A 19,906-nucleotide genomic window follows, 5' to 3' on the forward strand; every position below is an offset into this window, starting at 1 on the left:
CGCAGTGCTGCGCTGCCTCGGGTGCGAGCGTGGCGGCGACCGCGGCGGCGAACTCGAAAGCACTTTCTGCTGCGCCGTTTTCACCCAGCTCGTCGATCGCGCGGGCCGCGTCCCACACTGCGGCGGTGGCACGCTCGGTCTCGGCGATCATCCCGGCGCACTTGTGCTTGATGGCCTGGAACTGGCCGATCGGCCTGCCGAACTGCTCACGGATCTTGGCGTACGCCGACGCCGTGTCGGTCGCCCACCGGGCGACGCCGACGCACTCGGCCGACAACAGCGTCGAGATCAGCGCGCGGGCCATCGGCCGGCTGAGGTTGCTCAGCACCCGGTCGTCGCCCACCTCGACGGCGTTGGCGCGCACGTGCGCAACGGGCCGCAGCGGGTCGAGGCTCTTGACGGGCTCGATCTCGAGCTCGTCGGCGTGCAGGACGACCCACTCCTCACCACTGTCGATCGCGACCGGCAACACCAGTACCGACGCCTGCGCGGCGGCGGCCACTGCCCGGACTTCTCCGCGGATGACCAGTCCGCCGGCGGAGTCGCCTTCACCGTGCCGCGTGGCGGTCAGGCCGGAGTCGATGGCGTAGGCCGCGATCGTCGCGCCGGAGGCCAGCTCGCTGAGGACCGCGGCGGCGGGGTCGTGCGCCGCGATCAGCGCGCTCGCGATGGCCGACGGCACGAACGGGCCGGGCACCGCGCCGTAGCCGAACTCCGCGACGACGATCGCCAGCTCCAGTACGCCGAAGCCCTGTCCACCAACGTCTTCGGGCAGGTGCACGCCCTGCAGGCCCTGTTCGGCCGCGCCCTTCCAATAGGGCGGCGGATTGGAGATCGGCGTCTCCAGCGCCTCGTGCAGCACCTCGGACGGCGCGACGCGGGCGACGAAGGACCGTACCGAGTCGGCAAGGTCGTTGTGCTCAGGGCTGATGGCGATGGGCATACCTGCACCTCACTGTGACGAAGTGTCCCTATTAACCGGTCGGTTGGGAGACACGATACCGTTCACGACGTCGGCGAGGTCTCGACCGTCCCGGAGGCGTCGGCAGTTGTCCACCGCATGCTCCAGGTAGCGGCGCATCGTGTCGGCGGTGTACCAGGTGACGTGCGGGGTCAGCACGACGTTGTCGAGTTCGAGCAACAGGTTGCCGGCCGCGACGGGCTCGGTCGCGAAGACGTCGAGGCCCGCGCCGGCCAGCCGGCCGGCACGCAGCGCATCGACCAGCGCCTCCTCGTCGACGACGGCACCACGGCTGGTGTTGACCAGCACCGCATCGGATTTCATGCGGCCCAGCGCCGCACGGTCGAGCAGGTCCGCGGTGCGATTGGTCAGTGGAAGATGCAGCGAGACGATGTCGCTTTCGGCCAGCAGGTCGGGCAACGCACGCCACTGGCTTTCTCCGTCGTCGCGGGTGCTGGTGTGCAGGACCCGCTCGGGCGGTGTGCCCATGGCCAGCACGATGCGCTCGACCCGCTTGGCGATGTTGCCGTAGCCCACCAGGCCGACCGTGCACCCGCCGATGTCGCGCACTGTCTCGCCCAGGCTCGGATCCGATGGCCATCCTCTGCCTGCGCGGGTGGCGCGGTCCAGTTCGGTCAGCCGCCGCAGCGTGGCCAGCATCAGCAGGACGGTGCCCTCGGCGACCGACGGGGCGTTCGCGCCGGGCATGTTGGCCACGGCGATGCCGAGTCCCGTTGCGGCATCCACGTCGATGGTGTTGACCCCGGCGCCCATCTTGTGCACCAGCAGGCATCGCCTCGCCTTGTCGAGGTCGTCGCGGGAGATCGGCCGCAGCACATGCCAGATCACCTCCGCCTCGGCAAGTTCACGGTAGAAAGTCACGTCGTCGTCCTCGGCGCAGTACCGGATATCGAGCCAATCCGACTCCGGTGCAACGAAATCCAGCGCCTTCTGGCCGGGGACGAAATGAGCGAGAACTCTCAGTGCCACCGCTTCGCGATCCACTTGGCGATGGTATCGGCTTGTTCGCTGCGCGCCCCCGGCGTGGTGAAGTAGTGGTCGGTGTCGATCGAGCAGTGGGTCTTGTCCGCGCCGGCGAGCGCGTCGAATATGCGTTGGGCGTCCGAGGGGTACACGCCGGTGTCCTGATCGGCGTTGATCACCAGGGCGGGGCAGGTGATCCGGTTCAGGTGCGGCTCGGCGCGCGTCTGTGCGTGCCGCAGGCTCCACATGCCGATCCAGTTGCGCAGGGTGCACGCCGCCGCGATGCCGCGGGCAGAACGGTTGGCCTGCACCGGCACTCCGGCGTAGCACATGTTCGGCGGCCGTCGCGTCGGTTCCAGGGCCGGATCCACCATGCGCGGGTCCGCCCATGTCCGTAGCACCGTGAACGGGCGGTCGGAGAAACCCGCCGCGCGCACGCGTTCGAGTTCGGCCTCTGCCCAGTCGGTGATCGCCTCGTTGCGAGCGACCTGGGCGGCCCGATACCGCTCGACGAACTCCGCGGAGAACGGCGGGCCGTTGCGTTCGTCGAACAGGTCGAGGGCGGGATCGCTTGCCACGGCGTCATTTTCGTCGACCACGGCGCCGTCCATCCACGCGGTGAGCACGTCGGGCCGGCCCGGATGTGCGGCGGTCGAGACGTAACCGTCGGCGGGCGGTAGGTCGGACAGGCCGGCGGCCGGGCGCATGCCCTGAAGCGGTGTGACGTGCGGATCGACGGCTTGTGCCTGGTAGGCGGCCATCAACGAGCCGCCGCCGGAATTACCGAGCAGCACAACGGTTTCGACGTTCTGCACCTCGCGCAGCCAGCGCACGCCGACGCCGATGTCGACGAGCGCGTGGTCGAGCAGGAAGCTGCTCTCGAAGCCGCGGTAGCGGGTGTTCCAGCCCAGGAAACCGATGCCGCGGGTGGCCATGTAGTCGGCGAGATAATGCTCGGAGAAGTCGATCTGGTAGTGCGTGGCGATCATCGCGATCTTCGGCTTGCGTCCGACGCCGCGGTGGTAGAGACCCTGGCACGGATGACCGCCGGCGCCCGCGCGCCGGGCGGTGAGGGAGTCGAGGCCGACGAATTCGCGAATGACGCCCGGGGTGGCGGCGCTCGGAGGTGTTCTGCTCATCCGGCCCCCAGGTGGTATGTCGGGTGATGGAAGATGGCCGCTCGCGATCGCACCTGATGCTAAGTTCAGTTTGCGTTTCTGGCCAGATATATGCCCGAGGAGGCGCCAGATGATCAGGCCTGACAATCCCAATTCGGAGTTCGAACTCGGCGGCATCAACCACGTGGCGCTGGTGTGTTCGGACATGGCCAAGACGGTCGACTTCTACAGCAACGTCCTCGGCATGCCCTTGATCAAGTCGCTCGACCTGCCGGGCGGCATGGGTCAGCACTTCTTCTTCGACGCCGGTAACGGCGACTGCGTCGCGTTCTTCTGGTTCGCCGATGCGCCGGACCGGGTGCCCGGTGTCTCGTCGCCGGAGGCCATTCCGGGTATCGGTGACATCGTCAGCGCGGTCAGCACGATGAATCACCTTGCTTTCCATGTGCCTGCGGAGAAGTTCGACGAGTACCGGCAGCGCCTCAAGGACAAGGGCGTGCGGGTCGGCCCGGTGCTCAACCACGACGAGAGCCAGGCGCAGGTCTCGCCGACCGTGCATCCCGGCGTCTACGTCAGGTCGTTCTACTTCCTCGACCCCGATGGGATCACGCTCGAATTCGCCTGCTGGACCAAGGAATTCACCGAAAGCGATGCCCAGGCGACTCCGAAGACGGCGGCCGATCGCCGGCCGACGGTGAGCGCCTGACTCCTCAGGTCTCCGCGGCCGGCAGGGCCGCCAGCGCGTCGAGGGTCGCCGCGAGCCGGTCGACGAGTTGCCCGTCGTCGAGCGCGAGGTCGCCGGACAGCCACGCGGTGATGGTCTGGGTCACGCCGCCCACCACGAAGTGCGCAGCGGCCTTGGTGGCGTCGTTGCGTTCGGCGCCCATCGCCCCCACGTGCGCGAACGTCAACCCCACCATCAACGCGAACGATTCGGCGCGCTTGCGCAGCACCACCGCGTTGGACAGGTGCGAGCTGAACACCAGGCGCCCGACGCGCTGGTCCGCCGCGACCGTCCCGACGATGTTGGCCATCGCCGCGCGGGCCTGCTCCTGTGGAGCCGCCGCCGCCACGGCCGCCTGCGTCGTCGCCGCGATCTCGGCTATCACCCAGTCGTACACCTGGCCCACGAAGTCGTCCTTGTCGGTGAAGCTCTCGTAGAAATAGCGGACCCCGAGTCCCGCCTTGCCGCAGATCGCCCGCACCGTCAACTCGGCGGGACCGTCCGCGCCGAGCAGGTCGAGACCGGCATCGAGCAGGCGGCGGCGGCGCTGCGCGAGGCGCTCGGTCGCGTCGACCCCGCGGTACGGGCGGATCTGTGCCATGCCGCCATCTTGACACCAGCGCTGAGCAGGGGCAATATCAGGAAACAACTGTTCTCACATTTGCGCGATAGGGGTGCCGAATGGTTACCGATCCCATCGACCACGTCGGACGGGCAGTCAACGACGCGCCCCTGCCCGGACGGGTGCTTCGGCGAGAGGTCACACCCGCAGACGCGATGCTCGGGATCGGCCTGCTGTCCGGCGCCGCGAACGTGATCATGGAACTCGCGCGCCCGGGAGTCGGTTACGGCGTCAAGGACAGCCGCGTGGAAAGTGGACGCGCGGACCGCCATCCGATCAAGCGGGCGCGGACCACGTTCACCTACCTCGCGGTCGCGCTCGCCGGCAGCGAGACGCAGAAGGCGGCGTATCGCCGCGCGGTCAACCGGTCCCACGCCGAGGTGTACTCGCTGCCGGACAGCCCGGTCGAGTACAACGCGTTCGACAAGGATCTCCAGCTGTGGGTGGCCGCGTGTCTCTACAAAGGGTTCGTGGACGTGTACCGGATCTTCGTCGGTGAGATGGACGACGAATCCGCGGATCGGCACTACCGCAACGCCGCGGCGCTCGGCACGACGCTGCAGGTGCCGGCCGAGATGTGGCCGGCCGACCGCAAGGCGTTCGACGAGTACTGGCAGGAGTCGCTGGACAAGGTTCACATCGACGACGCCGTGCGCGCGTACCTCTGGCCGATCGCGGCGGGCCGCCTCGGCAACCTGAAGGTTCCGGCGTGGCTGCAGAAGCGGACCGACGCCGTCAACCTGTTTCTCACGACCGGCTTCCTGCCGCAGCACTTCCGCGAGGAGATGGGGCTGCCGTGGGATGCGGCCAAACAGCGCCGGTTCAATCGCACGACCGCAGCTCTGGGCCGGGTGAACAACGTGATGCCGCGCTTCGTCCGGCAGTTCCCGTTCAACGTGTTGCTCAAGGATCTGGACTGGCGCGTCCGCACCGGCCGTCCCTTGGTTTAGCCAGTCGTCAGCCGGAACACTTCCACATCTTCGGGTAGGCCCTTGAGGCGTTGCGGGCCAAGGCTTTCGAACGCAAGGCCCGACCCGGCTGACAAGTCACGAACGGTCCGACTGGCGAACACCTCGCCCGCGCCTGCCATCGCGCCGATTCGTGCACCAGTGTGCACGGCCATGCCGCACCACTCGTCGCCGCGGCGCTCACACTCACCGATGTGGACGCCGGCGCGAATCTGTATGCCGCGGGAGGCCAGCGTGGGAACGAGGTCCAGCGCGCACCGCGCTGCCCTCGTCGGTGCGTCGAAGAGCGCGAAGACTCCGTCGCCCGTGTGCTTGGCGCGTACTCCGCCGTGTTGGGACAGCAGGTGATCGAGCAGCGTGTCGTGGTTGTCGAGTTGATGGCGCCAATGCGCGTCGCCGCTGGCGGCGAGTTTCGCGGTCGAGTCCACGATGTCGGTGAACATCACTGTCTTGAGGACTCGTTCGTCCGCCGGCGCATCCGGGCTCTTGCCGGCGAATGCCACTATTGCGTCGCCCAGTTCGTCCACGATGTCGAAGCCGCTGTGCGGTCCAGCCGGAAACGCTCGGAACTGTGCGTCCGGAATGGCCGTCGCCAATGATTGCGCCGCTTCGATCGGCACGAACCCATCGCCTGGTCGGGCCACGACAAGGGTGGGTGCTCGTACCGACGCGAGCACCCCCCGCACATCGATGTCCATGAAGGTCCGCCATCGCAGCTTGGCCATCGTGGGGCTGGCGACCGAACGCTGAAGCTTGCCGAAAGATTCTCGGACACCCGCGGTGCCGGCCGCTTCTCCGAAGAACAGGTCGGCAAGCGCACCCTCGCCCCACTCACGGTCGATCTCGTCGAGCTGCGCTTCGACCTCGGCAGCGGTGAACCCCCACGGGAAGTCAGGAAGGTTTTGGGAGAATCGTGCGGCGGTCGCGTAGAGACAAAGTGCACTGACCCGTTCCGGATAGCGCACTGCGAACAGAATGCAGATGGACCCGCCCTCACTGGAACCGAGGAGGACGGGACGTTCTGCACCCACCGCGTCAATGACCGCGCGCAAGTCGTCCACCCGCTCGTCGAACGTCAACACTTCTGCCGCCGGATCTGACAATCCTGTGCCACGCCTGTCCCACATGACGAACTGGCACGTTTGCGAAACGATGTCGATCACTCGCTTGTAGGGACTGTTCGCCTCGTCGACGGTGTCGACATTGCTGACCACCCATCCGGGAGACCACACCATCACCGGGCCCGAATCGCCGAAGATGCGATACGCCAGCCGCACGTCGCCGTTGCGCGCGTAGTGCACTCGCCCGTCAACCACCTCAGTATCGTGACACTTCGATGGTCGGCCGGACTGCTTATTCGGTAACGCGCTAGACCCCGGGACGTACGTGCCGTACCGAGGTGAAGCGGGCGAAGTCCCGGTCGAGAGTGACGACCTCGCAGTGGTGTTCGACGGCTATGGCCGCGAGCACGGCGTCGGGAATCAGATCACCAGACGCGTCTGCCTCCTCGCAGAGTTCATGCAGTAATGCAAGGTGGCGTGGGCCGGGGCCGGTAATGAGGTGGTGGGGCTGGGCGCACGTGGTGTCGATGAACAAGAATGCGTCGGCGCGTGGTGACGGCACATCGAAGATGCGTCGATTCGTCGCCAGTCGCAGGAACGATCCCCACACCTGGTTCGGGACGGTGAAGAGTTCACCGCCGGCCAGCAATTGATCGAACCAAGGGCGGACAATCCCATGATCTGGATGGTCTCCGCGGTGTGCGGCCAGCACCACGTTGACGTCAAGAAGCAACATGGCTACTTGCGGGCGTTCAGATCGAGATCCTCGTCGAGTACCTCGTGCAGCGCCCTATTGGACCTCAGATCGATGCCCGGCCGCGGGCCGGTACCGCCATCGAACACCGGCACTGTCGGTCGGGGCGCCGCATCGTCGACGCTTGCCAGTTCCCGGCGAAGCGCATCCTCGATGACTGACCCGAGCGATTGACCACGCTGGCGCGCGCGGCGCTTGGCGGCGGCGAGCAACTCGTCGGAGATGGCCACAGTGGTGCGCATGGTGTCAACGGTACTGCATCACAAGCATCAACCTGTCCGCCAAGGTCTTCTGCTGCGCGCTCGCGGAGAACCGGCCGACGTGCCGGCTGATGTCGGTGGGCTGTGTGCGAACTGCCGAGGCGATTTCGAGGTGCTGCGATGACCTGCAGGATCACCACATCAGGGCGTGAAGTGACTCACCCGTTCAGGCCACCCCCGTGAGTCTGTACAAGTTAGCTTAGTCAATGCTAACTTCGGGCGACTAAAGTTAGCCTGTCATAACTACGGGGAGATCAGGGCGCGTGCCGCTATCAACCGATTCTGCTGTGAGTTCGCGCGTCGATCACGACGTGGTGAGTCGGTTCGCGACGTGTTGCCGAGCGTTGGGCCTCGCGGTACACGACCGTCGGCGTCCGCGGGATCCGGCGGCCGCGCGAGCCGGCTTCGCTGAGCTCACCCGCATCGCGCGCGAACAGTGCGACGCGTGGACGGGCCTCGCCGCTGCTGGCGACAACAGCGCATCGGTCATCGAAGCCATCTGGCAGACCGTCACCACGGCGGGTGTACTGCAGCGCGAGGTGCAGCTCGCCGACGGCGATCTGGCGTTCACCTACGACACCGGCCTCTACCTTCAGTTCGCGGCCTCGGCGCCCGACGATTTCCAGTTGGCCTATGCCGTGAAACTGTACGAAGTCGGTGACTATGTGGCGGCCGATCGCCTGGTCGAGCCGCTCACCGTCCGGCGTCCGGGCTGGCTCGAGGCACGATGGGTGCGGGTCGCGATGTACCACCGCGCCGAGCGCTGGTCCGACGTGGTGCGCCTACTCACCCCGATCGTCAACGACAAGAACCTCGACGAGACGTATGCGCACGCGGTTCGCATCACTCTCGGTGTCTCGCTGGCCCGCCTCGGCATGTTCGCCCCGGCGCTGTCGTATCTCGAAGACCCCGAAGGGCCGGTCGATGTCGCGACGACGGACGGCACCCTCGTCAAGGCGCTGTGCCTGCGCGCGCAAGGTGAGGAGCTCGACGCCGCCGACGTGCTCGCCGAGCTGTACGCCGCCAACCCGGAGAACGATCAGGTCGAGCTCGCCCTGTCGGACACCTCGTACGGCATCGCGCCGACCACTTCCGCCCGTATCGAGGGCCGCTCCGATCCGTGGGACCCTGCCACCGAACCGACCGAGGCCGACTTCGTCGACCCGGGCGCCAAAGAACGCAAAGCGCACCTGCTGGTCGAAGCCGAGGCCGAACTTGCCGAGTTCATCGGCCTCGAGGAGGTCAAGTACCAGGTCGCACGGCTGAAGAGCTCGGTCGCGATGGCGCTGCGCCGCCAGGAGCGCGGCCTGACCGTGGCGCAGCGCACCAACCACCTGGTGTTCGCCGGGCCGCCCGGCACCGGTAAGACCACGATCGCGCGCGTCGTCGCCAAAATCTATTGCGGGCTGGGCATTCTCAAGAAGGAGACAGTCCGCGAAGTGCACCGCGCCGATTTGATCGGCCAGCACATCGGCGAGACCGAAGCCAAGACGAACGCCATCATCGACAGCGCGCTCGACGGCGTGCTGTTCCTCGACGAGGCGTATGCGTTGGTGTCGACCGGTGCCAAGAACGACTTCGGCCTGGTCGCCATCGACACCCTGCTGGCGCGCATGGAGAACGACCGCGAGCGGTTGGTCGTCATCGTCGCCGGTTACCGCAAGGATCTCGACGCGTTCCTCGACACCAACGAGGGTCTGCGGTCCCGCTTCACCCGCAGCATCGACTTCCCCTCCTACAGCGCACACGAACTGGTCGAGATCGCGACGCGGATGGCCGAGAAACGCGACAGCGTGTTCGAGCCTGCGGCGCTCACCCACATGGAGGCGCTGTTCGGTCAATTGGCTTCTGCCACAACGCCGGACGCCAACGGCGTGGAGAGGCGCAAACTCGACATCGCCGGTAACGGCCGGTTCGTCCGCAACCTGGTCGAACGCTCCGAGGAGGAGCGCGAGTACCGCCTCGACCACTCCCCACAGCTGGGCGAAGACCATGAGTTCACCGACGACGAACTGATGACGATCACCGACGAAGACGTCACCGGATCCGCCATCCCGCTGCTGCGTGGCCTCGGCCTGACGGTGCCCGAATGAGCACGCCCGACAACGGGGACCGCCGGGCCTTCGCGTCCCGCACCCCGGCCAACGAGAACCCCGACCGCGTCGTCTACCGCCGCGGATTCGTCACCCGCCATCAGGTGACCGGGTGGCGATTCGTCATGCGGCGCATCGCATCCGGAGTCGCTCTGCACGACACGCGCATGCTCGTCGACCCGCTCCGCACCCAGACCCGTGCCGTGCTCGTCGGGGCGCTGGTCCTGATAACCGGGCTCGCGGGATGTTTCGTGTTCTCGATGATCCGCCCCGGCGGAGTCGCGGGAAACGACGCGATCCTCGCCGACCGGACCACCTCGGCGCTCTACGTGCGCCTCGGCGAACAGTTGCACCCCGTGCTCAACCTGACGTCGGCACGCTTGATCGCGGGCCGCGCGGACAACCCGTCGCAGGTCAAGACCAGCGAAATCGACCAGTTCCCGCGGGGCAACCTGCTCGGCATCCCGGGCGCCCCGGAACGCATGGTGCAGAACACAACTCACGACGCCGACTGGACGGTGTGCGACGGGGTTTCCGGACCCGCGGCCGGAGTCACGATGATCGCCGGGCCACTGGCCGACGGCGGCCAGCGTGCCGCGCCGCTGCCCAGCGACCAAGCCGTCCTGGTGGCCAACCCGAGCGGCCCGAACGCCGGCACGTGGCTGCTGTGGGACGGCCGCCGCAGCCCGATCGACATGAATGACCGCGCGGTCACCAGCGCACTGGGCTTCGGCACCGCTCCGGCGGCCGCCCGGCCGATCGCGCCAGGGTTGTTCAATGCGGTGCCCGAGGCGCCGGCGCTGAGTCCGCCCGCCGTCCCCGGCGCAGGCGAACCGCCGCGCTACCCGCTGCCGGTGTCCGCACCGGTGGGTGCGGTGGTGACCGCTTTCGCCACCGACAACACGCTGCGGCACTATGCGGTCCTCGGCGACGGCCTGCAACCGATTTCACCCGTGCTGGCCGCGATCATGCGCAACTCCAACTCGTTCGGCCTCGATCAGCCGCCGCGGCTGGGAGCCGACGACGTCGCGCGCCTGCCGGTCGCCGATGTCATCGACACCGACGCGTATCCGAGCGCACCGCTGTCGCTCGTCGACGCCGCGGATGCGCCGCTGACATGCGCCCGCTGGACCCGACCGGCCGACGCCACGAGTGCGGCGCTGGAGCTGCGTTCCGGTGTCACACTGCCGATCTCCGAGTACCTGCACACCGTTTCGCTGGTAGGGGCGGGGGCGGGCAGCACCGCGAATCGGGTGGCGCTCGAGCCCGGTCGCGGCTTCCTGGTGCAGACCGTAGGCCAGGACGGTGGGGGAGCGTCGGCGGCACCGCCCGGCGGCGCGTCGTTCTGGCTGAGCGACGTCGGGGTGCGATACGGCCTCGACGAGGATGGCGACGACAAGTCGATCTCCGCGCTCGGCCTCACCCGACCCGCGGTTCCGATCCCGTGGTCGATGCTGAGCCAGTTCGCGCCCGGCCCGACGCTGTCGCGAGGCGACGCGCTGCTGGCCCACGACGCGCTTGCCGCCGACCCCAAACCCGCTGTCGTGAGGGAGAATCCGTGAGCCGGCTGATCTTCGAGGCGCGTCGCCGCATCCCGGTGCCGACCACGCGCAAGGGCACCATCACCATTGAACCGCCGCCGGAACTGCCCCGGGTGATTCCGCCGTCGCTGCTGCGGCGGGTGCTGCCGTACCTCATCGTGATCCTGATCGTGGGCATGATCGTTGCACTGGTGGCCACCGGCATGCGGCTGATCTCGCCGACGACGCTGTTCTTCCCGTTCGTCCTGCTGTTGGCGGCGACCGCGCTCTATCGCGGCACCGACAACAAGATGCGCACCGAGGAGGTCGACGCGGAACGGGCCGACTATCTGCGCTACCTGTCGGTCGTACGGGACAACGTGCGCGCGCACGCCGCCGAACAGCGTGCCGCGCTCGACTGGTCGCACCCGGACCCGGACCTGCTGATCGATGTGCCGGGAACGCGCAGGCAGTGGGAGCGCGACCCCCACGACCCCGACTTTCTCGTGGTGCGCACCGGCCTGCACGACGCTCCGCTCAACGCCACGCTCCGGGTGAAGGAGATCGCGGACGAAATCGACCTGGAACCGGTCTCGCACAGCGCTCTACGCGGGCTGCTCGATGTGCAGCGCACAGTGCGCGCAGTGCCGACGGGTATCCACCTGGGCAAGGTGTCGCGCATCGCGGTCCTCGGCGACCCCGGTGACGTCCGCGCGGCGCTGCGCGCGTGGATCACCCAAGCCGTCACCTGGCACGACCCCGCGGTGCTGGGCGTCGCGCTGCTCGCCGCGGACATCGAGGGCGACGACTGGTCGTGGCTGAAGTGGCTGCCGCACAACGATGTTCCCGGTGCTGTCGATGGCGCCGGCCCCGCCCGGTACCTGACTTCCGATGTCACCGAACTGCGATCGTTGCTGGCGCCCGTGCTCGATGACCGGCCGTCGTTCGGCGACGGCGGCGACGCCCGAACCAAGCACCTCCTCGTCGTCGTCGACGACCCCGACGTGGACCCGGACACGCTCGTCCCCCGCAGCGGTCTGGCCGGGGTGACGCTGGTGCAGCGCATCTCCGCACCACCACACCGCGAGCAGTACCCCGACCCGGAACGGCCGATCCTGCGCGTCAGCGACGGAGCGCTGCAGCGCTGGCAGACCGGCGGATGGCAGCCCTACGTCGAGCGCGCCGACCAACTGGACGCCGCCACCGCACGGCACATCGCCCGCCGACTGTCGAGGTGGGACTCGAACCCCAGCCAGGCCCGGACCACCAATGCGGGCGTTGCCACGTTCTCGACATTGCTCGGCATCCCCGACGCGGCGGCGCTGGACGTCGCCAGCTTGTGGGCGCCGCGGGCGCGTGCAGAAGAACTGCGGGTGCCCATCGGGGTGACCGCGACCGGTGAGCCGCTCGTCTTCGACCTCAAGGACGAAGCGGAAGGCGGCATGGGCCCGCACGGCCTGATGATCGGCATGACCGGCTCGGGCAAGTCGCAGACGCTGATGTCGATCCTGCTGTCGCTGTTGACCACTCACTCCGCCGACCGACTGATCGTGATCTACGCCGACTTCAAGGGTGAGGCCGGAGCAGACATCTTCCGGGACTTCCCGCAGGTGGTCGCGGTCATTTCGAACATGGCCGAAAAGCGTTCGCTGGCAGATCGATTCGCCGACACGCTGCGCGGCGAGGTGGCACGACGTGAGCAACTGCTGATGGAGGCGGGCCGCCGGGTGCAGGGCAGCGCCTTCAACTCGGTGCTCGAATACGAAGCCGCCATCGCGGCGGGCCACGACCTGCCGCCGCTGCCGACGCTGTTGGTCGTCGCCGACGAGTTCTCCCTGATGCTGTCCGATCACCCGGAGTACGCCGACCTGTTCGACTACGTCGCACGCAAGGGGCGCTCGTTCCGAATCCACATCCTGTTCGCGTCGCAGACGCTGGATGTGGGCCGCATCAAGGACATCGACAAGAACACCTCCTACCGCATCGGCCTGAAGGTGGCCAGCCCGGCGGTGAGTCGCCAGATCATCGGCGTCGAGGATGCGTTCCACATCGAGGCCGGCCCGGAGCACAAGGGCGAGGGTTTCCTGGTGCCGACGCCGGGCGCCATGCCGGTGAAGTTCCGCAGCACCTACGTCGACGGCATCTACGACCCGCCCAGGATCGAGCGATCCGTTGTGGTGCAGTCGGTTCCGGTGTCACAGCGGTTCACCGCGGGCCATGTCGAGGCGCCCGCCGACACCGTCGCCGTTTCGGATCCGGCTGCGCACGAGGACCGTCCGCCGCGCAAGCTCATCGCCACCATCGGCGATCAGCTCGCCCACTACGGTCCCACGGCGCCTCGGCTGTGGCTGCCGCCGCTCGACGAGCCGATTCCACTCGACGAACTGCTCGCCCGCGCCGATGTGGGCGAGCGCCAGTGGAGATGGCCGCTCGGCGAGATCGATCGCCCGTTCGCGATGCGCCGTGACCCGTTGATCTTCGACGCCAGATCGGCTGCGGCCAACGTGCTGATCCACGGTGGGCCGAAGTCCGGCAAGACGACGGCGCTGCAGACGTTCATCCTGTCCGCGGCCGCGCTGCACTCACCTCGCGACGTGACGTTCTACTGCCTGGACTACGGCGGCGGACAACTGGGCTCGCTGGCGGAGCTCGCGCACGTCGGCAGCGTCGCCTCACCGCTGGAACCCGAGCGCATCCGGCGCACGTTCGGCGAGCTCGAACAGCTGCTGCGCGCCCGCCAGGCACGCGGTCGCCACCATGACGAATACGGCGATGTCTTTCTGGTCATCGACAACCTGTATGCGTTCAGCCGCGACAACACCGACACCTTCAACACCCGGAACCCGCTGTTGGCCAAGGTGACCGAGCTGGCGAACACCGGCATGTCCTACGGCATCCACGTCGTGATCACCACGCCGAACTGGCTCGAGGTGCCGCTGGCGATGCGCGACGGCCTCGGCCTGCGCCTCGAGTTGAGACTGTCCGACGCGCGCGACAGCAATGTGCGCATCACCGGAGCGCTGCGCCGGCCCGCCGAAGCGGTGCCGGCCGACCAGCCGGGCCGCGGCCTGACGATGGCCGCCGAGCACTTCCTGGTCGCTGAGCCGTCGCTGCGTGACATCGGGGTCATCAACGCCCGGCATCGCGGCGTCACCGCACCTCCGGTGCGGCTGCTGCCGCACGACCTGGCGCCGTCGGTGGTGGCGCCGCTGTACCCGGCGCCCGAGCGCGTCGTCGTCGGTCAGCGCGAAGAGGACCTCGCGGCCGTGCCGATGGCGTTCGACGAGAACCCGCTGCTGATGGTGTTCGGGGACGCCAAGTCCGGCAAGACGACGCTGCTGCGGCACCTCATCCGCACAGTGCGGGAACACAGCACACCCGACCGCGTCGCGTTCACGGTGATCGATCGTCGCCTGCATCTGGTCGACGAGCCGCTGTTCCCGGACAACGAATACACCCCGAACATCGACCGGATCACCCCGGCGATGCTGGGCCTGACCCGTCTGCTGGAAAGTCGCCGCCCCCCGGCCGGCCTGTCCGCGCAGGAGCTGACCGGGTGGAACTATCGGGCCGGGGAGAACGGCCACACCCACTACCTGATCATCGACGACGTCGACCAGATACCCGATGCGCCCGCGGTGAGCGGGCCGTTCGCGGGACAGCGGCCGTGGACCGGGATTATCGGATTGCTCTCGCAGGCAAGCGAACTGGGACTGCGCGTGATCGTGACCGCACGGGCCACCGGCTCGGCGCACGCCCTGATGACCGCGCCCTTGCTCCGCCGGCTCAACGAGTTGCAGGCGGCGATCCTCATGCTGTCGGGCAACCCGCAGGACAGCGGCAAGATCCGGGGTCACCGGTTCCGCCGGTTGCCGGCCGGTCGCGCGATGTTGCTCGACGACGGCGACGGACCCACTTTCCTGCAACTCGTCAACCCGTTCGCGGACGCGGTCGCAGGACGTATCGGCAGTAACGGCAACAGTGGAAGGGAGTTCAACTGATGACTCTTCGAGTGGTCCCGGAAGGACTGGCAGCGGCGGGATCGGCCGTCGCGGCACTGACGGCCCGCTTGGCCGCAGCCCACGCCGCCGCGGCGCCCGCGGTCACCGCTGTGGTGCCCCCGGCCGTCGACGCGGTGTCGCTGCAGACCGCGATGAGCCTGAGCGCCCATGGCGTGCAGCACAATGCGATGGCCGCCCAGGGAGTGGAGGAACTGGGCCGCTCCGGCGTCGGCGTCGGCGAGTCCAGCGCCAGCTACGCCTCCGGGGATGCGATGGCGGCCTCGACCTACCTGGTCGCCGGTAGCTGACCGTGACCGCCCCCATCTGGATGGCGCTGCCTCCGGAGGTGCACTCAACCATGTTGAGCAGCGGGCCCGGACCGGGTTCGCTGTTGGCGGCGGGGGCGGCGTGGCAGTCGCTGGCCGCCGAATACGCTTCCGCGGCAGCGGAATTGACAGCTGTGCTGGGTGCGGTGCAAGCCGGCGCGTGGGAAGGGCCGAGCGCAGAGCAGTATGTGGCTGCGCATGCGCCGTATCTCGCGTGGCTGGCGCAGGCGAGTGCCAACAGCGCCGCGGCCGCCGTGCAGCACGAGGCCACCGCGGCCGCCTATTCGACGGCGCTGGCGACCATGCCCACGTTGCCCGAGTTGGCGCTCAACCATGCCACGCACGCGGTATTGGTAGGCACGAACTTCTTGGGCGTGAACACGATCCCGATCGCGTTGAACGAGGCCGACTACGTACGGATGTGGGTCCAGGCCGCGACGACGATGACGGTGTATCAAGCGGTTTCAGCGGCCGCAGTGGCGGCGACGCCGACGACCACGCCGGCGCCGCTGCTGTTGGCTCCCGGCGTGGGAGAGGCCGGCCGTGCGGCAGCCGATGCCCAGCAGGTGGGCGCGCAGGCCACCGCCGCCGACGCGGGTGCGGCACGCAATCTTGCGGATTCGATCTCCGACCTGCTGGAGCAACTTCGGAAGTTCTTCGAGGACTTCTTCGACTTCTTCGACGATCTCCTGCGGGGTTTCTTCGCGTGGCTCGGCCCCGCCGCGCCGTACCTGTTCTTCATCGGCTACCAGGTGATCACCAACCTGCTCGGGTGGCCGACGTGGGCGATGATCCTCAGCTCGCCGATCCTGATCCCGCTGGCCATCGCGCTGGGCGTGGCAGCCATGCAGCAACCCGCCGCGGCGCCCGCACCGGCACCTGAGCCGGTGTCCGCCCCGGTGCCGGTGTCGGCGGCGCCCGTACCCCGCGCACAGTCACTTTCGCCGGTCGCGACCGTGGCGCCCACGGTGCCCGCCGCACCAGCCGCTCCGGCATCGTCGGTGGCTGCCGGCGCGGCGCCGGCCGGTGCCGCACCCGCGGCGAGCGTTGCCCCGGCAGTGCCCTACGCGGTCGGCAATCCCGACGCGGGCGGCGGCGAGACGCCGACGCTGCGCGAAGGCACCGGAGCCAAGGCCCCCGCGTCGGACATCGCCGCGTCGGCCTCGGCCGCGGCCGCGGCGTCGGCACTGGCCAAGCGAAAGGCGCGGCGTCGTCGTGCCCAGCCGATCCACCAACGCCAGTACGCCGACGCCTACATGGACTACGAGCCCGACGATTCGGAAGTTGCCGCGCCGCCGACGGAATCCGCACGGATGTCGGCCTCGGAGAAGGGCGCCGGCACAGTGGGATTCCGCGGCGCAGCCGCCAATCCGGGCACCGCGCAGGCGGCCGGGCTGACGGAGCTCGCCGGCGACTCGTTCGGCGGCGGGCCCACCGAGCCCCTGCTGCCCGGCGACTGGGATCACGAGGGGGGAGAGCGCGACTGACCAGACCTGACCGAAACCCGTTCTCACTGACCACAACTCGAAAGGAAATAGCATGAGCCTCCTGGACGCTCACATTCCGCAACTCGTTTCATCCGAAGCCGCCTTCGCCGCGAAAGCCGCGTTGATGCGCAGCACGATGGCGCAGGCCGAACAGGCCGCCCAGTCGGCACAGGCGTTCCACATGGGTGAGTCCTCGGCTGCCTTCCAGGCGTCGCACGCCCGCTTCCTCGAGGTGTCGGCGAAGATCAACTCGCTGCTCGACATCGCTCAGGTGAACCTCGGCGACGCCGCGGGCACCTATGTCGCGCAGGACGCCGCGGCGGCCAGCACCTACACCGGTTTCTGAATCTCGAACTGACCTGGAAGGAGAAATCTGATGTCACAGATCATGTACAACTACCCGGCGATGCTGGCCCACGCGGGCGAGATGGCCGGCTACGCGGGCGCTCTGCACGCCGTCGGCGCCGACATCGCCAGCGAGCAGGCGGCGTTGGCCGGCGCCTGGCAGGGCGACACCGGTATGACCTACCAGGCGTGGCAGGCCCAATGGAACGCCAGCCTCGAGGAACTGGTCCGGGCGTACCGCGGCATGGCTGCCACCCACGAGCAGAACACGATTGCGATGAGCGCTCGGGACCAGGCCGAAGGCGCCAAATGGGGCGCCTGACCGACGGTGGCTGTTAACGCCGTCGAGCTCACCGCGGAGCAGGCCTGGTTCCTCGCCGATGCGGCGGGTGCGGGGAACTACCCCTGGGTGCTGGCCATCACCCCGCCGTACAGCGACGCCACTGAACGGGCGGCCGTCGAGTCACGGCTGTCGGCCGAACTGGCGGGGCTCGGCGTGCTGGCCGCCGACCGGTCCGTCGATCCCGTTGTCCGGCAGTGGGTTACGACGACTTGCCGAGCTCGGCGGTGGCTCGAACTCCGATTCGTGCGTGGCTCGGGCAGGATGCTGCGCGGGCACGTCGCACGCCGCGGTGAGCACACCGTCGTCACGCTCCGCAGCGGCGGTCTCGTCACGCTCACCGCTTTGGACGTGGCTCACCCCGAGGCGCTGGTGCCCGTCCTGACCGCAGGGTTGTCGGGCCGGCCACCTGCCGCATTCGACGAGTTCACCCTCCCGGCGCGGATCGGCGCGCGCGCCGACGAGCAGTTGCGCAGCGGCGCGTCGCTCGACGACGTCGTCGAGTTCCTCGGCATCCCGCCGAGCGCACGTGCAGTCGTGAAATCCGCCTACGCGACGGACCGCAGCTACGTGGAGATCGTCGCGGGAGACCATCGGGACGGTCACCGCGTCAGCGCGGAGGTCGGCGTCAGCGTCGTCGACACCAGCGCAGGTCGGGTACTGATCCACCCGTCGAAGGCGTTCGACGGCGAATGGGTCTCGACGTTCACCGCCGGCACGCCGCTGGCGATCGCCACGGCGGTCGAGCGGCTTACCGCAACGCTGCCCGACGGGCCGTGGTTCCCCGACCTGCAACTCACCCGAAACTTCGACCCCGACCACAGAACGGAAAACCAATGGCAGACAGTTCACTGACCGGCGCCACCGCGCTGGCACCCGTGCCGCCGTCGCCGTCCATGCCAATCGTCCGCGTCGCGGTGCTCGCCGCGGGCGAGGCCGGCGGCCGGCTCACGGACATGGCGTTGCCGACCGAACTCCCGCTGCGCGAGATCCTGCCCGCGGTGCGCCGGATGGCGATGCCCGCCGACGACGAGTTCGGCGACGCCGCGCCGGTTGCGCTGTCACTCGCCCCGGTCGGCGGCGCGCCGTTCAGCCTCGACGCGACATTGGACACCGTCGGCGTCCTCGACGGCGATCTGCTTGCGCTGCAGCCACTTCCCGCCGGTCCGGCGGCACCCCGCATCGTCGAGGACATCGGCGACGCGGCGGTCATCTTCTCGGCTGCGCGAGAAAAGCCTTGGGGCGCAGCGTATATTGCGCGTGGCGCGGCGGCAGCAGTCATTGCACTCATCGTGACAACCACGCTGTTCGCGGCGGTGCACCACGCACTCGCCGGTGGATTCGCCGGCCTGGCCGCCGCGAGCAGCGTCGCCGTGCTGACAGTCCTGGGTGCCCTGCTCACATGGAGTCGGTCGCCTCGCCTCGGTACGGCGCTTGCCGTGACCGCGCTGGTGCCGATCGCCGCTGCCCTCGCACTCGCGGTGCCCGGCGACTTCGGGCCGCCCCAGGTGCTGCTGGCCGCAGCCGGGGTCACGGCCTGGTCGATCATGAGCGTCGTCGTCGCGCAACGTGCGATCGCATTCTTCACCGCCGCAACCGTCGTCGGGGTCGGTGCCATGGTCACCGCCGGTGCCGCAATGATCTGGAGCCTGAACCACGTCGTCGTCGGGGCGCTGCTGGTGGTGGTGGCGATGGTGATCACGGTCCAAGCCGCCCAACTGTCGGCGTTGTGGTCGCGCCTGCCGGTGCCGGTGATCCCCGCGCCCGGTGACCCGACACCGTCGGCGCCGTCGTGCAAGGTCCTCGAAGACCTGCCGCGGCGGGTGCGCATCAGCGACTCGCACCAGACGGGTTTCATCGCCGGTGGTGTGCTGCTGTCCACCGCCGGCGCCTTGACGTTGACAGTGCCGCAGGGGGTTTCGAGTTGGGCGTGGTACGTAGTCGCTGCGGTGGCGCTGGGGACGGTGCTGCGCGCCCGCGTGTGGGACTCCGCACCGTGCAAGGCCTGGCTCCTCAGTCAGCCTGTCCTGATGGCGATCTCGTTCCTCGTCGCCTTCGGCGTCGACGGCCGCTACACCGCCGCCTGGTGGGCGCTGGCGGCACTCGCGGGCGTGACGGCGGTGTGGGTCGTCGCCGCACTGTTCCCGCGATTGGCGTCGCCGGACACCTATTCACTGCCGATGCGCCGCCTGGTCGGGTTCCTGGCGTCCGCGGTCGACGCGTCGGTCATCCCGGTGCTGGCCTACCTGGTCGGGTTGTTCGCCTGGGTGCTGAACCGATGAGCCGTCGGTGAACGCCGGCAGCGTGCGCGCAGTCTTCGCCGGTGCGGCAGTCACTCTGGC

Annotated in this window: 18 protein-coding genes; 11 read left to right on the forward strand and 7 right to left on the reverse strand. The window is 68.6% G+C overall.

Going from position 1 to position 19,906, the window contains the following annotated elements:
* From A5663_RS01550 to A5663_RS01560, 3 genes are all read right to left on the reverse strand, one after another.
* Positions 1 to 943: acyl-CoA dehydrogenase family protein (locus A5663_RS01550; RefSeq protein WP_197503263.1), on the reverse strand; the 943-nt coding region annotated here is incomplete at its 3' end.
* A gap of 9 nt (positions 944 to 952) precedes the next feature.
* Positions 953 to 1,966 carry a 2-hydroxyacid dehydrogenase gene (locus tag A5663_RS01555; RefSeq protein WP_231976650.1) on the reverse strand — a complete coding sequence of 338 codons (1,014 nt, stop codon included), beginning with the start codon at positions 1,964 to 1,966 and terminating at the stop codon, positions 953 to 955.
* Complete coding sequence (locus A5663_RS01560) at positions 1,942 to 3,084, reverse strand: alpha/beta hydrolase (protein WP_068143198.1); 1,143 nt, start codon at positions 3,082 to 3,084, stop codon at positions 1,942 to 1,944. The genes A5663_RS01555 and A5663_RS01560 overlap by 25 nt, the downstream gene beginning before the upstream one ends.
* A gap of 109 nt (positions 3,085 to 3,193) precedes the next feature.
* On the opposite strand from A5663_RS01560, the gene A5663_RS01565 reads away from it, so the two are divergent.
* Positions 3,194 to 3,769 (forward strand): VOC family protein, encoded by a 576-nt coding sequence (locus A5663_RS01565; protein ID WP_068143200.1) that lies wholly within the window; start codon positions 3,194 to 3,196, stop codon positions 3,767 to 3,769.
* A 4-nt stretch (positions 3,770 to 3,773) separates the two neighbouring features.
* Here the strand turns inward: A5663_RS01565 and A5663_RS01570 are convergent, their stop codons facing one another.
* Entirely contained in the window at positions 3,774 to 4,388 is a 615-nt protein-coding gene (locus A5663_RS01570; RefSeq protein ID WP_068143203.1) for a TetR family transcriptional regulator, read from the reverse strand.
* 80 nt (positions 4,389 to 4,468) lie between these two features.
* Here A5663_RS01570 and A5663_RS01575 point away from each other — a divergent pair, with 80 nt between their 5' ends.
* The gene (locus A5663_RS01575) at positions 4,469 to 5,359 is read left to right on the forward strand and encodes an oxygenase MpaB family protein (protein WP_068143205.1); all 891 of its coding nucleotides are present in this window, start codon (positions 4,469 to 4,471) and stop codon (positions 5,357 to 5,359) included.
* On the opposite strand, the gene A5663_RS01580 is transcribed toward A5663_RS01575, so the two are convergent.
* Genes A5663_RS01580 through A5663_RS01590 form a run of 3 tightly spaced genes read right to left on the reverse strand, consistent with a single transcriptional unit; the run spans position 5,356 to position 7,434 of the window.
* Positions 5,356 to 6,693 carry an adenylate/guanylate cyclase domain-containing protein gene (locus tag A5663_RS01580; protein ID WP_068143208.1) on the reverse strand — a complete coding sequence of 446 codons (1,338 nt, stop codon included), beginning with the start codon at positions 6,691 to 6,693 and terminating at the stop codon, positions 5,356 to 5,358. The two genes, A5663_RS01575 and A5663_RS01580, sit on opposite strands and share 4 nt — an antisense overlap.
* Before the next feature lie 52 nt (positions 6,694 to 6,745).
* The gene (locus A5663_RS01585; protein ID WP_068143211.1) at positions 6,746 to 7,174 is read right to left on the reverse strand and encodes a type II toxin-antitoxin system VapC family toxin; all 429 of its coding nucleotides are present in this window, start codon (positions 7,172 to 7,174) and stop codon (positions 6,746 to 6,748) included.
* A gap of 2 nt (positions 7,175 to 7,176) precedes the next feature.
* Positions 7,177 to 7,434 (reverse strand): ribbon-helix-helix protein, CopG family, encoded by a 258-nt coding sequence (locus A5663_RS01590; RefSeq protein WP_068143213.1) that lies wholly within the window; start codon positions 7,432 to 7,434, stop codon positions 7,177 to 7,179.
* A 281-nt stretch (positions 7,435 to 7,715) separates the two neighbouring features.
* Here A5663_RS01590 and eccA point away from each other — a divergent pair, with 281 nt between their 5' ends.
* Genes eccA through eccD form a run of 9 tightly spaced genes read left to right on the forward strand, consistent with a single transcriptional unit; the run spans position 7,716 to position 19,846 of the window.
* Positions 7,716 to 9,545, forward strand: a complete 1,830-nt coding sequence (gene eccA, locus A5663_RS01595) for a type VII secretion AAA-ATPase EccA (RefSeq protein ID WP_068143214.1) — start codon at positions 7,716 to 7,718, stop codon at positions 9,543 to 9,545.
* Positions 9,542 to 11,107, forward strand: a complete 1,566-nt coding sequence (gene eccB, locus A5663_RS01600; RefSeq protein WP_068143216.1) for a type VII secretion protein EccB — start codon at positions 9,542 to 9,544, stop codon at positions 11,105 to 11,107. Before eccA ends, eccB begins: the two co-directional genes overlap by 4 nt.
* Positions 11,104 to 15,066 (forward strand): type VII secretion protein EccCa, encoded by a 3,963-nt coding sequence (eccCa, locus tag A5663_RS01605; protein ID WP_068143218.1) that lies wholly within the window; start codon positions 11,104 to 11,106, stop codon positions 15,064 to 15,066. Before eccB ends, eccCa begins: the two co-directional genes overlap by 4 nt.
* Entirely contained in the window at positions 15,066 to 15,374 is a 309-nt protein-coding gene (locus tag A5663_RS01610; protein ID WP_068143219.1) for a PE family protein, read from the forward strand. Before eccCa ends, A5663_RS01610 begins: the two co-directional genes overlap by 1 nt.
* A 2-nt stretch (positions 15,375 to 15,376) precedes the next feature.
* Positions 15,377 to 16,879 carry a PPE family protein gene (locus A5663_RS01615; RefSeq protein WP_156744257.1) on the forward strand — a complete coding sequence of 501 codons (1,503 nt, stop codon included), beginning with the start codon at positions 15,377 to 15,379 and terminating at the stop codon, positions 16,877 to 16,879.
* A gap of 52 nt (positions 16,880 to 16,931) precedes the next feature.
* Complete coding sequence (locus tag A5663_RS01620) at positions 16,932 to 17,225, forward strand: type VII secretion protein EsxS (RefSeq protein WP_068143221.1); 294 nt, start codon at positions 16,932 to 16,934, stop codon at positions 17,223 to 17,225.
* 30 nt (positions 17,226 to 17,255) lie between these two features.
* Positions 17,256 to 17,546 (forward strand): WXG100 family type VII secretion target, encoded by a 291-nt coding sequence (locus A5663_RS01625; RefSeq protein WP_068143223.1) that lies wholly within the window; start codon positions 17,256 to 17,258, stop codon positions 17,544 to 17,546.
* A 6-nt stretch (positions 17,547 to 17,552) separates the two neighbouring features.
* On the forward strand, positions 17,553 to 18,419 hold the full coding sequence (locus A5663_RS01630; protein ID WP_068143224.1) for an ESX secretion-associated protein EspG: 867 nt from the start codon (positions 17,553 to 17,555) through the stop codon (positions 18,417 to 18,419).
* Positions 18,401 to 19,846 (forward strand): type VII secretion integral membrane protein EccD, encoded by a 1,446-nt coding sequence (gene eccD, locus A5663_RS01635; protein ID WP_156744260.1) that lies wholly within the window; start codon positions 18,401 to 18,403, stop codon positions 19,844 to 19,846. Before A5663_RS01630 ends, eccD begins: the two co-directional genes overlap by 19 nt.
* Positions 19,847 to 19,906 lie beyond the last annotated feature (60 nt).

The sequence above is a fragment of the Mycobacterium sp. E740 genome, assembly GCF_001672895.1.
Lineage (GTDB): Bacteria > Actinomycetota > Actinomycetes > Mycobacteriales > Mycobacteriaceae > Mycobacterium.

Bases quoted from the DNA above. Each gene is read 5' to 3' on its own strand.
- A5663_RS01560 (WP_068143198.1), bottom strand. From the start codon at position 3,084: ATGAGCAGAACACCTCCGAGCGCCGCCACCCCGGGCGTCATTCGCGAA.
- A5663_RS01565 (WP_068143200.1), top strand. From the start codon at position 3,194: ATGATCAGGCCTGACAATCCCAATTCGGAGTTCGAACTCGGCGGCATC.
- A5663_RS01570 (WP_068143203.1), bottom strand. From the start codon at position 4,388: ATGGCACAGATCCGCCCGTACCGCGGGGTCGACGCGACCGAGCGCCTC.
- A5663_RS01575 (WP_068143205.1), top strand. From the start codon at position 4,469: ATGGTTACCGATCCCATCGACCACGTCGGACGGGCAGTCAACGACGCG.
- A5663_RS01585 (WP_068143211.1), bottom strand. From the start codon at position 7,174: ATGTTGCTTCTTGACGTCAACGTGGTGCTGGCCGCACACCGCGGAGAC.
- A5663_RS01590 (WP_068143213.1), bottom strand. From the start codon at position 7,434: ATGCGCACCACTGTGGCCATCTCCGACGAGTTGCTCGCCGCCGCCAAG.
- eccB (WP_068143216.1), top strand. From the start codon at position 9,542: ATGAGCACGCCCGACAACGGGGACCGCCGGGCCTTCGCGTCCCGCACC.
- A5663_RS01610 (WP_068143219.1), top strand. From the start codon at position 15,066: ATGACTCTTCGAGTGGTCCCGGAAGGACTGGCAGCGGCGGGATCGGCC.
- A5663_RS01620 (WP_068143221.1), top strand. From the start codon at position 16,932: ATGAGCCTCCTGGACGCTCACATTCCGCAACTCGTTTCATCCGAAGCC.
- A5663_RS01625 (WP_068143223.1), top strand. From the start codon at position 17,256: ATGTCACAGATCATGTACAACTACCCGGCGATGCTGGCCCACGCGGGC.
- eccD (WP_156744260.1), top strand. From the start codon at position 18,401: ATGGCAGACAGTTCACTGACCGGCGCCACCGCGCTGGCACCCGTGCCG.